The 13449-nt window shown below is 64.5% G+C and carries 13 protein-coding genes; all 13 read right to left on the bottom strand.

The annotated features are described in order from the left end of the window. Positions 1-137: 137 nt before the first annotated feature. The gene (locus EAH75_RS04345) at positions 138-776 is read right to left on the bottom strand and encodes a glycoside hydrolase family 108 protein (protein WP_161596273.1); all 639 of its coding nucleotides are present in this window, start codon (positions 774-776) and stop codon (positions 138-140) included. 160 nt (positions 777-936) lie between these two features. Continuing rightward, positions 937-1143: a hypothetical protein gene (locus EAH75_RS04340; protein ID WP_140804421.1), complete on the bottom strand. Its 207-nt coding sequence runs from the start codon at positions 1141-1143 to the stop codon at positions 937-939. Further along, positions 1140-1445, bottom strand: coding sequence for a hypothetical protein (locus EAH75_RS04335; protein ID WP_140804419.1), 306 nt, complete (start codon positions 1443-1445; stop codon positions 1140-1142). The genes EAH75_RS04340 and EAH75_RS04335 overlap by 4 nt, the downstream gene beginning before the upstream one ends. Positions 1446-1458: 13 nt before the next feature. Then, positions 1459-1971, bottom strand: coding sequence for a hypothetical protein (locus EAH75_RS04330; protein WP_140804417.1), 513 nt, complete (start codon positions 1969-1971; stop codon positions 1459-1461). Positions 1972-1978: 7 nt separating this feature from the next. Continuing rightward, positions 1979-4444, bottom strand: coding sequence for a fibronectin type III domain-containing protein (locus EAH75_RS04325; protein WP_140804415.1), 2466 nt, complete (start codon positions 4442-4444; stop codon positions 1979-1981). Next, positions 4441-7302 carry a TipJ family phage tail tip protein gene (gene gpJ / locus EAH75_RS04320; RefSeq protein ID WP_140804413.1) on the bottom strand — a complete coding sequence of 954 codons (2862 nt, stop codon included), beginning with the start codon at positions 7300-7302 and terminating at the stop codon, positions 4441-4443. The genes EAH75_RS04325 and gpJ overlap by 4 nt, the downstream gene beginning before the upstream one ends. Continuing rightward, on the bottom strand, positions 7295-7699 hold the full coding sequence (locus tag EAH75_RS04315) for a C40 family peptidase (protein WP_161596272.1): 405 nt from the start codon (positions 7697-7699) through the stop codon (positions 7295-7297). Before EAH75_RS04315 ends, gpJ begins: the two co-directional genes overlap by 8 nt. Continuing rightward, complete coding sequence (locus EAH75_RS04310) at positions 7696-8169, bottom strand: DUF1833 family protein (RefSeq protein WP_140804409.1); 474 nt, start codon at positions 8167-8169, stop codon at positions 7696-7698. Before EAH75_RS04310 ends, EAH75_RS04315 begins: the two co-directional genes overlap by 4 nt. Next, a complete protein-coding gene (locus EAH75_RS04305; protein WP_140804407.1) occupies positions 8166-8525 on the bottom strand; it encodes a hypothetical protein in 360 nt (119 codons plus the stop codon). The genes EAH75_RS04310 and EAH75_RS04305 overlap by 4 nt, the downstream gene beginning before the upstream one ends. 2 nt (positions 8526-8527) lie before the next feature. Beyond that, the gene (locus tag EAH75_RS04300; RefSeq protein WP_140804405.1) at positions 8528-11560 is read right to left on the bottom strand and encodes a phage tail length tape measure family protein; all 3033 of its coding nucleotides are present in this window, start codon (positions 11558-11560) and stop codon (positions 8528-8530) included. Then, positions 11557-11817, bottom strand: a complete 261-nt coding sequence (locus tag EAH75_RS19880) for a DUF1799 domain-containing protein (protein WP_277752532.1) — start codon at positions 11815-11817, stop codon at positions 11557-11559. The genes EAH75_RS04300 and EAH75_RS19880 overlap by 4 nt, the downstream gene beginning before the upstream one ends. Before the next feature lie 152 nt (positions 11818-11969). Then, positions 11970-12443 carry a hypothetical protein gene (locus EAH75_RS04290; protein WP_140804401.1) on the bottom strand — a complete coding sequence of 158 codons (474 nt, stop codon included), beginning with the start codon at positions 12441-12443 and terminating at the stop codon, positions 11970-11972. Between the two features lie 9 nt (positions 12444-12452). After that, entirely contained in the window at positions 12453-13448 is a 996-nt protein-coding gene (locus EAH75_RS04285) for a phage tail tube protein (protein ID WP_140804399.1), read from the bottom strand. Position 13449: the final 1 nt, after the last annotated feature.

Below are 13449 nucleotides of genomic sequence, written 5' to 3'. Positions count from 1 at the left end.
ATCGAAGCTGTGGAACACGTAACCGAGCAGGAACACCAGCAAACCGAAAGCGCCAGCGATCACCCAACGCTCCACCGGTCCGAGCTTGAATTGCATGTGATCGTTGTCCAAACGGGTAATGTCCATCGAGCTCTCCGTCATGCAGCGAGCGATGCAGCGGCGAGATACGTTTTCACGGTGATCGCAGGCGCGGCCGGCAGGGTGACCTGCTGATCCATGGCCATGCTCCAGGCGCGATCGATCACGCCGGTGTCGGTCATCTGGTGGCCGGGCATGCTGCCCATGACGCGACGCGTCCAGCCGGCACCAAACGTGATGTAGGTCGGCAGGCTGCGCAGAAACTGGTCGCGCGCCGTACACAGCGAGTCGATGAGCGCGGTGGCGCCATATTGGTTGGCGTAGCGCTGCACACTTGCCAGTGTGGCGGGGCCCATCGCCCCGTCTGCGGTGGCGCCAGTCACCTGCTGCAGCGTGGTCACGGCCCGGCCCACGCCGCTGTTCACCGCAAAGTCGAATACCGCGTAGTCGACGCCGGGCGACAGATCATCGCAACGGGCAAGGTTCCAGTAGCGCTTGTGATAGATCGCTTCGCGCTCGGCCTGCGTACTCAGCCGCACCGGCTGGCGCGGCAATCGCCGCGCATCGCGGTCCTCGTCATACACGCGCTGGGTGATGCCGCACATGGTGGCGCCGCCGGGGTCTTTGGGGTTGTTGGAGAACAACCCCTCATAGACCAGGGTCAGGGCCAGGCTCGCGGCAAAGTTGCCGGCACTCACCGTCAACCGCCCTGAGTATCGTTGTCAGCCATGCCCTGCCCCGCTGCGTGAGTCTGCATGCAGCATCGGCGGCTGGCGCGCGGCGCTTCAAGGCCATGGGCGCCGCAATCAGGCGGTGATCGAGCGGCTCCTGCGCCGGCTCAAGGAGACATAGCGCCCATCACCTCGCCACGCCAATGGCCGCCCGTACTGCCGCCTCCCACCGCTCGCGCGCACCAAACGCCAGCACATCCGCGTCATAGGCCGCGGATGCCGCCTGCAACGCCGCCAACGCCACGGCCTGTTGCTTCGCCACTGCCAGCTTGGGTCGCACAACACGCCACCAATACAGCCCGGCCGCCACCGCAACGATCGCTGCCGCGATCATGGCAGCGGATCCCGTGACAAGGTAACCCGCTCGCGCGCCAGCTGCGCGACGTAGCCGGCCGCCTGCGGCGCCACCAGCCCAGTAAACGACTGCTGCAACACGCCGCCCACATCCTGATAAATGCGGTGCAGATTGGTCAGCAGGCCGGAGCTGTAAAGCCGCTGTGCCTGCACGAACAGCGCGTCGGCCTCGGCAGCTGTTGAAGATTGCACGCTCACGCCGACAATGAATGTGGTGAGCATCGCCAGGTCGCTGGTGTTGACGTTGGCGAGAAAGGTGGGGTAGTCGACAGGTTGCGGCATGGTGTGTCTCCGGTTAGAGGCCGAGGGCGGCCAGTTTTGACGCGTTGTCGATTTGCGCATCGAGTGCATCGGCAAAGCTCTGCGCGGCTTTGTTGAGGCAGCCCTGCTGATACGTATAAGGCTGATCGGCCGCGGTGTCGTAGTAGCCACTGCCGTAAGCGGGAGTTGTGCTGGGTGCGCCGCTACCGCTAGTCCAGCCTTCCGGCAGCGTGGTGGCGTTGATCGTGGTCTGCGAAGCCGGCACGTACTTGCACCAGCCGTCGTACAGGCTGCGCGTGCCGGCCAGCACGCCCGACAACACCACGGTGCGCTGGCTGTCCGTGGTGGCAATCGGCGCTGCGGTGGTGGCATCGAGCACCGGCACACCGGCCTCGTCGATCTGGTAAGCCCAGCCGGTCATCACCAGGTTCTGCCCATCGTTGCTCACCGTGCCGAGTACCACGCGGCAGTAGCCGGGAGCGATGGTGAAATCAAAAACGGGCTTGCCAGCGGGGCGGTTCGCAATGGTGGTGATAGGTGTGCTCATGGTGTCCTCAAGGTTTCAGGTTGTGGTGCGAGAACAGGCACTCCGGATCGTCACCGACCCAGAAGAAATCGTCTTCGCAGGTGATGTGCTGTACCCAGCGATCGCCAATGTCATCGATGGCATTGATGCGGATGCCGTCGATCCAGTGGCCCGCGCGCGACATGACGTACTCGTCGAGCGCTTCGGGTGCGAGGACAGGTGCGCCCTCTTCCAGTCCGAGCGGTGCCGTGCGTGAGCAGCACAGCGAATAGCCCACGGTATTGGTCACCCGAACGCACGGCACCAGCTTCGGCGCCGATTGCGTCACCAGCCCCCATCGACCCGAAGTCAGCAGCAAGTAATCGCCGACAACTACATCGCCAGCCCGCACCTGCTCATGCTCACCGTTCGGGCCGCGACGAAGCACCCACGCCTCACGCACCGGGCATCCGCCCGAGCCGCCACCACCCGACGAACCGGTGCTTGGGATAGTGACCTGGCCGCCCAGCACCACGTCATCGCCCTGCTGCATCGCGGCCTGCACGCTCGTTGCCGCAAACCACGTTTTCGTTCCGCCTGTCGGTGGCGAGGGGTCGTGGCAGTAAATCTGGTATGTCGACCCCACCGTGAGGCCAGTGACAGCGTTGCTCACGGCGCTATAGCTGACAGACGCGCCGCCGAGATATGCCGTAAATGCACTGACGCTCACCGCGCCGGCAGACGTAGCCGTCAGCGCCGTCGTGCTGCGCACTGAGCCATAAGCCATCGTGAGCGAGTTGGGGGCATTGAACTGGTTGCCGAGCGTACTGCCGCTGTTGGCGATGGCCAGTGCGTTGTCATAGCTACTGCAGCGGGCCATGAATAGGGCGTCGAACTCGACAGCCACGGAGCCGGGATTGAAGTTCGCCATGATGAGCTTGGCGTAAACAGCCGTGGCGGGCACTTTCCCGGTGTTGGTTTTATAGGCCCATCCCGACGTGTTGCTGGCGATGGCAATGTTGCCCACCTGCACGTTTGCCGCATTGAAGAAATAAAGTGCATAGACGGCCGCCCCGCTGGCGCCGACCACAGCGCCACCGATGGCGTAATAGTCGCCCGGGTTGACCTGATACGATCGGATCGACTCCACGCCGTTGTACTGCGTGGCAGTGAATCCATAGGCCCGCGTGCCTGCATACATGCTGATAGTGTCGTAGCTTTGAGATACGACGCTGCTGCCAACGATCAGCGTGCCGAGCGCCCATCCAGGCGGAGGAAACACCCCCGCCGCACCGACCTCGAAATCACCGTTCTCTACTAGGCCTTGAGCTCGCGCCAGAGACTTGAGATAGGTGGCGCTGTTCGGTACTTCGTCCAGGCTATTCGGCTGATAGTTCCAATCGGCCGCCGTGTAGGTGTAGTACCCGACGGTGTGGCTGTAGGCGCCTACCTCGATGTGCGCGTAGACCGCACCAGCCGGCGCCGTACCCGTGACGCGCGACATGCCGGTGCCGGTGGCATTCGTGATCTGGTTGCCTCGATCAACGCGGATTTCCGCTTGCGACGAGTTGCGCCACGAGATACGCACGTCAGCCGTACCATCGGGTCCGCCTGACGGGCGGATCAACACCGATGCGCTGATGATGTGACCGGGATTCACTACACCGAACCCGGTGTTGCGCAGCGCTGTCGTCGCGATGTGGTTGGTATTGACCGCAACGGTCGATCCGGCATGCACAGCATAGGTGCCGATCAACGGGCTGGGCGAAACACCACCAGTCTCGCCGTACCAGCCACCGGGGAAATAATCGACGGCCCAGTAGTTGATCCCGCTGATGAAATTGGGGTCGATGATGTAGAGGTTCGACTGGGCGATATTCGCCGTCGCCTGCGCCGCATCCGCCTTCGCCTTCGCCGCCGCATAGATCGCATTGAGCAGCGTCTGCCGCGTGGTATAGACATCCGCGAACTTGCTGCGGAACGTCGCCCCGACAATCGTGGTGTTGCCGGTCAGGTTGCTCCACAGCACCGGTGCTGTGAGCGTGGCCAAATACGTGGTCAGCGCACTGACGGCGGTGTCGTAGGCGGTTTTCTCGGTGGTGATGGCATAGGCCGTGGCCTGCGCATCGATGCCGGCCTGCTCGGTGGTGATCACGTTGTAGTCGCGAATCACCACCGGCTTTTCGCCGGGCGTCAGCAGGTTGTCGCTGGCAATGTCGGCCAGCGCGGCATTGGCCGCATCGGCATCGGCCTGGGCGGTGGTGACCTCGTTGGCGATGTCGGCCAGCACCAGCGTGCCCGGGGGCGCTATCGGTACGGTATTCGATGCCGTGCCCCAGGCGCTGCGCGCACCGCAGGCCGATACCGCACGCACTTCGAAATCGTATGGCTTGGTGCGGTCCAGGCCTTCCACCACGATCTCGCCCACCGGTGAGCAGGGCGCGATGTCGCTCCATTGTTCGGTGCCGGTGACGCGCCAGCGCACCTCATATTTTACCGCGGCAGAAGCGGTCATCGGTTGTCCTGCAGTCGCGCGCGTTTGTTATGGTGCAGCAGGTAGCCGGCGCTGCCGGCGGCGCCTGCCCAGAAACAGCTGTCCTCGCAGGTGATGTGCTGCACCATGCGCGCGCCGAGGGTGCGCAGGTGGGTCACCCGATCCCATCCGGCCACGCCATCGATCAGCACGGCCACGCGGCGGCCGGCAAGGTTGGGCGCCGTGATGCACCCGCGATCCGTGGCGATGGGTGCGCTGATCGAGCAGCGCAGCACCACGCCGCGTTCCGTCACGATCTCCACGCAAGGCTGCAACGTGGGCTGGCTGTAACTGACGGTGCCGGTGCGGCCTGCCAGCGTGGACTCGTCCGCCAGCTGCATCGTGTCGCCCACGGCGATCGTGCCGGCTTCGCGGCCGTCAGGCAGCACGCTCTCCACCACCACGCAGCCGCCGCCACCGTAGATCGGTACGCGCAGAATGCCGGGGGTAGGCGCGCCCGAGACGCCCTGCACAGCATGGATCACGCCGGCATCGTCGGGCGCGCTGTCGCCGCTGCGGATGGACACCACCGGCACCGCTGGGGCGGAGCACCATGGCGTGCCCGTGATGGCCGACACGAACGGCGGCGGCGTGCCGGTACCGGCAGCGGGCACGGTGGGCTCTGCATCCACGCCGGTAAGCCGCGCGGTCAGATCCTGCATCGGCTCGATCATCTGCACGATGATGTCGCGCGTGCCCAGGCTGCGCTCGCCGATCACGCACAGGTCACCAGGCAGGATGGTCGAGGGGATCGCGCTGGCAAACACGAAAGTCTGCACGTCGCCATTGCCGGTGGTGGTGGTGTTGATCACCTGTTGCACGCCATCGTTCTGGCGTACCTCGATGGCGTACAGCTGCCCGGTCACCAGCGGCATCGCGCCATCCAGCGTCACGCTGAGCCGGTCGCCGCTGATCGACTTGATGCGCCCGCTGCCCACGCCCCACTCCACCACGTCATGCGCCACTCGCACCAGGTCGCCGCGCTCGCACACCAGGTTCTCCACATCAGCCATCCAGGTGTAGGTGTTGGGTCGTTTCTTGGCCGCTTCGAGGTGGTAGTTACCGATGCGCCACACCGGCAGTGGATCGGTGCACATGCGCAGATCCATCACCTCGTAGAGCGTGGCAAGGGTGGTGCCACCACTGCCGTCGGCGCTGTAGCCGTCGGCATACACCACCAGTTCGTCCTGCTGGTTGCTGGCCGTGGGGTTGATCCATTGGCAGCGCAGCGCATGCGGTGCGTTGTAGAACGCGCGCTGGCCGGCGAACTGCCAGCTGTTGTAGGGGGTAAACATCTGCACTGGCGTGGTTTGCACCACGTCGCGCACGCAGGCGTATTTGCCGTTGCGCATGCCGAACGTTGCCCGCCCGCTGGCCAGCACATCGCCCAGCAGCGCAAACAGCGTGCGGCCGGATTGCTCCAGCTGGTTGTAGGTGTAGCCCATGGCATCGCAGTCGGCTGCCCACGCCACGATGGCGTCGATATCCACCCGCGATGTATCGATCAGGCGCGCCACGCCCGGGCACGCGGTGAGCAGCCAGTGATAGACCCATGCGTTGTTGCTGGTGGCCACGCTGCTGGTCCACAGCCCGGTACCGGGGTCGTAGGTGCGAATGCGCTGGCTACCCAGCACGCTGACCGTGCTGACCACGCTGTTCAATTGGTCGGTGGCCTTGATGCGTATGCACAGCTTCAGCGTGCCGGTGGTGCTGGGGTTCTGCGCGCTGATCGAGCGCAGCACCGTCCAGGTCATGTCGGCGTAGTTGGTCGAGGTAGTGGCATCCCACGTGGTGCTGCCGCGCGTGATCTGTACGTCGTACTGGCCGGGAGGAACCTGCCAGCGCACGCCGACACGCACCGCCTTGCGCACTGAGCTGCTGATCGTGAACGCACTGACGCCGTCCGATACGATCTGCCCCGACGAGGGCGACAACCCAGTGGCCACGGCGGCATTCGACCAGGTGGGGCTGCCGGTGAGCCGATACTGGATTGTCACGCCGACATGACCGGTGATGTCGTTGCCCTTGTTGTCCACTCCGAACAGGCCGGAGGGAAACTGCACGTCGACTGACAGCTCGCTGCTGTTGGTCTGGCTGGTACGCAGGCCATTGTTGCCGGCTGCATTCAACGCAGCGCCCACCTGCAGCTCATAGATGTCATTGGTGTACAGCGTGGGGGTGTGCGTCACCTCCCACTGCACATCGCTGTAGCTGCCGATGGGCGTGCTGCCGATCTGGATGTCGCTGATATCCAGATCGCCCGGACCCAGATCCAGCATCATGCGCAGCCATTGGTCGTTGCCGCTGATCTCGGTGTACGGCAGTGCCGCATGGGTGGGGAAAAACCGCACCGTGCCTATCACCATGGGGATCGGGCTATAGATCGCCGCGTTGTTCTGCGTGCCGGTCAGCGACAGCAGCGGGTCAAACGCGGCACCCGGGCCGGGCAGCTTGGGCTGCGGCGGCGGTACCAGGATGTTCACGGCGGTGAAGCCGTAAGCAACGATCTGCGCCGCGCCCTGAAAGTCCCACGTGTAGTACAGATAGACGGCGGCCACGACCAATACCACCAGCTTCAGCAGCTTGTTGTTATTGCCACCGCCCTGCGGAAACGCCGTGATGGTCAACCGCTGGCCAGCCTTGGGCCGCACGTGATGCCATAGCGTGGCGGGCACCTCGATGCCGCCCACCTCCACGCGCAGGCTGTGCGAGGCGCCTTTGCCGAGCAGCTGCGCGATGGTCTGCCCGGCTTCTGCCTCCGCGTACACCGTATCGGTGTCGAACGGATGCGGGCGGGCCACCAGGGTCACCATGCCGGTGTTGCGGGCGCCGTCAGTCATGCCGGTATATCCCCTCGATGCGCCGCGCCCAGCGCGGCGTGTCCAGTCGCTCGATCACCGTGCTGTCACCCGGTGCCGCATGCAGAAAATGCAGGCCGCTGAGCATCAGTCCGCAATGCCACGGCCGCATGGCGATCGTGAGTATCAGCAGGTCGCCTGCCCGCGGTTGCTCGGTGCGCTGCCAGCCATCGGCCAGGCCGGCGCGTACAGCGGCACCGATCGCTTCCCAGTCCTCGCCGTCACGGTAGGTGTCCAGATAGTCGGGCGTGTCCACGTGGAACACCTCGGCCAGCACCAGTCGGCAGACACCCCAGCAGTCAACGCCATGGCGGTCACGCCCCTTGTCGACATAGCGGATGCCCACATAGGGCTCGGCAAAGGCAGGAATGATGCTCACAGGAAAAGTCCCGGGCTGTTCGTTGGCGTGTATTCCATCGCCGGCACTTTTTGATTCAGCACATCGTCGGCGTAGCCGATCGTGCCGGTCAGCACCATCACGTCGTAGGCGGCCACGAGCAGCGAAAAATCGAACGGGCCAGCCTCCACTACATCCGGGCTGCTGGCCAGCACTACCTCCATGGTTACCTGCGGTATGCCGGCCACCGTGCGGATCTGCTCGAGCACCGTGCGATCGACGTTGTCGATCACCAGGTTCACCTGCGGTATCTGGTCACTGCGCTGCGCTGGCAGTGTCATTTGCATGGGGCATGGCGTATAGGTGCCCGCCGAGCGTACGAGCGCCTGCGGATTGTTCACCAGTCGCTGGGTGACGATCGCCGGATGCGTGATGGTGATGCAGCACAGGAAAACCTCGGCGGTTTCCTGTGCCAGCATGGCGCGCAGCGCATTGACGCTGACCACCCTCATGGCAGCAGCTCCAGCGGCAACGTCACGAGCCAGCGATCGATGCTGCCGGCGACATAGCTACCAGCTGGCCGCTTAATGAAGCGATACGTGGCCACTGCGCCGGTGCGGAAGTCGAGCCAGTCGAACGGCAGAACGTCCAGCAAGGTCGTGGTGTAGAACGCCATCAGCGTGGCGTACTGCGTTTGGGTCAGCTTCACCGTGCAGGTGAACGGCGTCGCCACGGCCGTGAAGCGGCGGCGTACCTTGTTCACGCCGGCCTCGGTGTTGCTGCGCACGGCGTTGTCCACCGCATCGAAAGCGGCGGTGGTGTCGGCGAGCGGTGCCGGCAGGGTGCTGGGCCAGGTGGGGTTTGGCATGCTCAGCCCCCCGCCGTCGCATAGCTGCGCGCTTGGCGTTGCACGCCGAATGCGCTGCTCATGGCCTGCCCTAGCCGACCGCCGCGTGCCACGTCCTGCGCAGCGGCGTTGATGAACACATCGATATAACGCAAGCCATCTCCGCCGTCGCGCTGCTCCACACGGGCGCCGTCCTGCGCGCCGTAGATGTTGACCGTGATGGGCTGGCTGGCGACAGCCCCGCCAGCGCCCGCCGACGATCCCACCGGACCACCCTGCGCGAAGCGTGGCAGGCGCATGTTGTTCACATCGTCCATGAATTTCTGGCCGTAATAGCTGGTGGCTTTCTCGGTGATCACGTTCTCGCCGTTGGACAGGCGGGCGAGAATGCTGTCGCTGGTGCCGGTACCGGGGCCGTTGATGCGGCCGCCGTCCGCATGACCGGCGCCAAGCGTGCCGTAGCTGCCGCCGCCCACGCTCGCCATGTCACTGCCGAAGCTGCCGCTATTGCCACCCAGGTCAGCTATCGCACCGCCGCCACCGCCGGCAAACATGTTGAGCAGCGCTGTCTCGGCCTGGGCAATCAGCGCCTTGGCCACCATGTGCGCCAGCATGTTGTCGAAGTCCTTTTCAAACGTGTCCATCGACTGCTTGCCGCTAGTACCCCACGTCGCCAACGCGTCCTCCATATCGGTGGACATGCCAGTGAAAGCCTGCTTGGTTTGATCGGCGACATCCTTGGCCTGGTCAACGTAATTTTGCAGTGCCGACTTTGCGCCGTTCGTCCAGTCGGCCTGCGCGGCATCCATCGCCGCATAGCCAGTGCGCATGATCTGGACTTTCTGGGCAGTGGCTGTACGCAACGCCGCCACGTCGGCCTCGTAGGCTGACTGCGACAAGCCGCCCGACTGCCCATTGATGCCCGCCTGGCGCTGCAACGCCAGCTTCTCCAATGCATCGGCTTCGTCCTGATAGGCCTTGGCGATCTGCTGGGTCTGCTGGTATTCCTTGTCGCCCATGCCGATGCGGGCGATCTCGTTATTCACCCGCAGCTGCAGGGCGGCATTGCTCTTGTTCAACGCCTCGGCGTACTGCTGCTCCGCCAGCTGTTCCTTTACATGATTGGCATCCAGCGTCTTCTGCAGATCCTGCTGGCCGCGGTTGAACAGGTCTGCGGCCTTGGTGGCATCGCCACCCTTGGACATATAGATGGCCATCTGATCGGCCAGCTTCGCAATGCCCTGCTCATACTGTGTCAGTGCGGCACTGTCGGCGCTGATAGATTTGACATCGAGCGCATCCACCTGCGAGGAGAACGTGTCGTAGGCTGATATCTCGGGGGCGCGCTTTGCTTTTTTGGGCGGGTTGAGCTTTTTGACGATCGCATCCCAGCCCGCACCCTGCGGCAGGTCGGCGGCCGATCCGTTGAAATTTACGCCGGGAAAATTGACGCCGGCCAGGTGGGCCTTGTACAGCGCCGCGGCGGCGTCGTTGACTTTCTCCTGCTTCGTTTTCAATCCGTCCAGCGTGATGCCGAGCTTGGCAAGGGTCTGGGTGGCTTCCACGCCATCGTCCTGCACGCCCTGCACCACGGCGGATATCTGTTTCTGGTCGCGCTCTTTCTGGAAATCCGGGCTGTTCCAGATATCCATCACGTTGTTGTAGGCGCTCTGCGCCGACGACACGTTGAGATCGTGCGCAAGACCGGTCCGGCCGTTGGCCCGATCCATTTCCAGTTGCTTCACCGCCTCGTTGTATTTCTTGACGGCATCGGTGTACTGATCGATCTCGGTTTTCTTGCCGCCCAGCGTCAGGATGTCGCCGACGCCGGCACCAATGTTGGAAACGCCCTGCTTCCAGTTGTTGAACGCCGTGGTGAACCATGGCGCATCCTCTTTGGCCTGCATGGCGCGCGCATGCATCACGGCGCCAAGCGCATCAAAGGCCACCTTGGCGGCATCGGCCTTGTTGCCAGATGCCTCCAGACTGATGATCTGCTCGTTCTGAGCCGCCGTCAGAAAATGGAATTCATCATTCAATGCCGCCGCTGCCGTGACTGGGTCCTGCCCAAGCCGCACTACCGCCGATACAGCGCTGTCCATGCTCTGGCCGGTGAGCGTCGCCATGTCCACGGCGGCCTGACCGGCCGTCAGCAAACTGTCGCCGGCCACCTTGCCAGACGCCGCCAGCTTGCCCAGCACGTCGATGGACTGGCCGTAGCTGGCGCCACTGGATTGCAGCTGCGATGCCATGCCCTGCAATTGATGCACGGTCACATCGGCATAGTTGCCAGTAGCCACAATCGCGCGGCTGAGCTCGTCCTCCTGATTCACCGCGTGCACGCCGGCAGCTACCAGCAAACCGATCGTTCCCACCACGCCAGCGATCGCCAGGCCGGTGCTGGTGAACACTTCCTGCAGCAGGCCGGTGCGGTTGGCCAGGGTGATCGTGGAGCCTTCCAGCCGCGTGTAGTTTCCGCGTGCGACTTCGCCCACCAGCACGCCCATTTCGCGTGCCACACCGCCGTTGATTGCCGTGGCTTCGGTGTTGGCGATCTTGGCCGCGGTATCGCGCGTCGTGGCGGCGGTGGCCTCGGCCTCGGCGGCTGCAAACGCTTTCATGCTGACCATCTGCGCGTCCTGCGCAGCGACAGCGGCACGCGTAGCCGCTACCTCGGCGGCGGTGGCTTCCGTGCGCAAGCCGGCCCGCTCGACAATGCTGGCCTCGCTCTCGGCGATGCCGCTATTGGCCGCCTGCTGTTCCAGCGACAGGGCAATGGCAGCTTTGATGCGTGCCGTTTGCTGATCGTAGGATTCGCCCGTCACGGCGGTGGCGGATACGATGGCCGCCGCCGACTCCTGCGCAGCGAGGCCGGCCGCCGCCGCCGCGGCGGCATTCTCGTGCAACGCCGCCGTGGCCTTGCCGGCCGTCTCGGCCTGCGCCTGCTGCGCCTTGTCGACAGCGATAACGCTCTGCTCTGCACCGACCAGCGACGCCTTCAGTGAACCGTCGTCGGCACCTTCGATCTTGACCCGCAGGGTGTTTTCGGTGATCACTCGTGGCCTTCGCTTTCGCGTTGTTGGCGTTCTTTCTCGGCTTTCTCGGCCATGCCGGTGAGCATGGCCTGCTCGATCGTGCGCAGATCGTCCAGCAACTCCGGCACGGTCAGGTCAGCGGTCGGCAGTTCCTTGTTCCAGCGCGGCAGGTACAGCGTCAGCGTGGCAATGCAGGCGGTGTAATCGAGGCCGACCGCACCGCCGGCACCCACCCGCCATTGCGTTTCGCAGGTGTCGTAGGCGCGCAGCGCGGGCAGGTTTTCCGGCAGCAGATGCGGGCGCGGGCATATCTCCCCTTTCGTCGCATCGCAGCCACCGGCGATGCGACATTGGCGGCAATACGCCGGCAGATCGGTATCGGGGTATTGCTGCTCCGCATCCCATAGCTGCTCCTCGACACCGTGGATGTTTACGCCTGGGCTGGCACCGGCAAGCCAGCGAGCCCAGGCAATGAGTTTTTTGTTTGCGCACCCGCGCTGGCATCAAGCAAGCCGCGCAGCAAGGTGGTACGCAGCAGCTCGTCGTTGATGAAGGCATCCAGCGCTGCCGTGCTGAACGGCAAGGCGTTGCCGTCCTGGTCGGCGATGTTCGCCCAGCCCTTGACGCGGGCGCGCAGCAGCTCGTCATCAGCCGCGATGCGGGCATCACTCAGTGCGGCGCGCTTGGCGGTCAGCTCGGCGGTATCGTCGGCGCCATCCGTGGGAAGCGCGGCGCGAAACTGCTGGGTGAACGCCAGCACCTCGGCGTCGCGCTGTTTCTTCTCGGCGCGCGTCAGCCGTTCATAGGTGACGATGAACGACTGCTCCGCGGCGCTGCCGTCGTCCTGCATCTGCTGCAGGGTGACCGGCCAGCGTACGCAGCCATCTTTGGCGAATCGGAACATGGTGTCTCCTTACTGGATCGTCGCCAGCGGCGTTTTCAGCGTGAAGGTCACGCCGGTTTCGCCGGTGGTGCGGTGGCTGTCGAACGTGCCAGTGAGCAGCAGGCCCTTGGGACCGGGCACGGTCGGCGAGGTAGCGGCGAACACGAGCGCCGGGATGTTGATGGCCAGCGATTCATTGCCGGCCGTGCCATCGCCCGTGCCGCGCGTCAGCGTCAACAGCAGGCTGGTGTCGGCATCGGTCAGCGCCAGTTGCAGCAGGCTGTCATCCTTCAGCAGCGTCTCGATGCTGCCGGTGACGGCGATCAAACCTTCAGGCAGATCGCCCAGGCGCCCGTTGCCACCGACCACATACCCGGTGGCATCCAGGTTGTTGTTGATAGCCAGATCCACCTTGGTGCTGTCCAGCGTCACGCTGCCGCCACCAAAGACGAGCGCGGTGGTGAGCGTGCTGAAAGCGGCATGACCGGTGTCGGTGGGTGCGGCATCCAGCACCGTGGCGCCGGCCACGAAATCCGCGCCACTGATGGTGGGGTTGAACTGCATGAAGCCTGACGGGGTGATGCTGATGGCGGCCGACGCAATGCGGCAGCCGAGGTAACGCATATAGCGCGAGGCCGAGGTAAACCCGGCACCCATGTCCTCCTCCATCGTGAAGCTGGGCGGCAATGCGTTGGCACCGCTGGCGGCCGGGGAGAACACGTGCGTGGTGACGCCGGTGGCCGTGGTGCTGGTGGGCGCGCCGATCAGGTGCTTCAGCCAGAAACCGATCGTCTGCGGCGCCGCATTGATCTGCAGCGCGCCGCTGACCTTGCGGGCACCGGCAACGCTGCGTACCATGCCGCGAAATCCGCTGATGGTCTGGTCCTGATCGCGGGTCTGATCCGCTTTCACGTTGTTCTGCACATACGGCAGGATCAGGCTGCTTGGCGTGACCGGCGGCGTGCCGAACGTGGTGTCGGTGACACCGATCAGGCGAACAAGGGAACCACGTACCTGCTTGGCCATG

It is taken from the genome of Rhodanobacter glycinis (assembly GCF_006438785.1).
Taxonomy (GTDB): Bacteria; Pseudomonadota; Gammaproteobacteria; order Xanthomonadales; family Rhodanobacteraceae; genus Rhodanobacter; species Rhodanobacter glycinis_A.
Note: the sequence above shows the minus strand (reverse complement) of the source record. Positions and strands in the feature narration are given on the sequence as shown.

Excerpts from the sequence above, each read along its gene's own strand:
- EAH75_RS04340 (WP_140804421.1), bottom strand. The coding sequence starts at position 1,143 with ATGATCGCGGCAGCGATCGTTGCGGTGGCGGCCGGGCTGTATTGGTGG.
- EAH75_RS04335 (WP_140804419.1), bottom strand. The coding sequence starts at position 1,445 with ATGCCGCAACCTGTCGACTACCCCACCTTTCTCGCCAACGTCAACACC.
- EAH75_RS04330 (WP_140804417.1), bottom strand. The coding sequence starts at position 1,971 with ATGAGCACACCTATCACCACCATTGCGAACCGCCCCGCTGGCAAGCCC.
- EAH75_RS04325 (WP_140804415.1), bottom strand. The coding sequence starts at position 4,444 with ATGACCGCTTCTGCCGCGGTAAAATATGAGGTGCGCTGGCGCGTCACC.
- gpJ (WP_140804413.1), bottom strand. The coding sequence starts at position 7,302 with ATGACTGACGGCGCCCGCAACACCGGCATGGTGACCCTGGTGGCCCGC.
- EAH75_RS04310 (WP_140804409.1), bottom strand. The coding sequence starts at position 8,169 with ATGAGGGTGGTCAGCGTCAATGCGCTGCGCGCCATGCTGGCACAGGAA.
- EAH75_RS04305 (WP_140804407.1), bottom strand. The coding sequence starts at position 8,525 with ATGCCAAACCCCACCTGGCCCAGCACCCTGCCGGCACCGCTCGCCGAC.
- EAH75_RS04290 (WP_140804401.1), bottom strand. The coding sequence starts at position 12,443 with ATGTTCCGATTCGCCAAAGATGGCTGCGTACGCTGGCCGGTCACCCTG.
- EAH75_RS04285 (WP_140804399.1), bottom strand. The coding sequence starts at position 13,448 with ATGGCCAAGCAGGTACGTGGTTCCCTTGTTCGCCTGATCGGTGTCACC.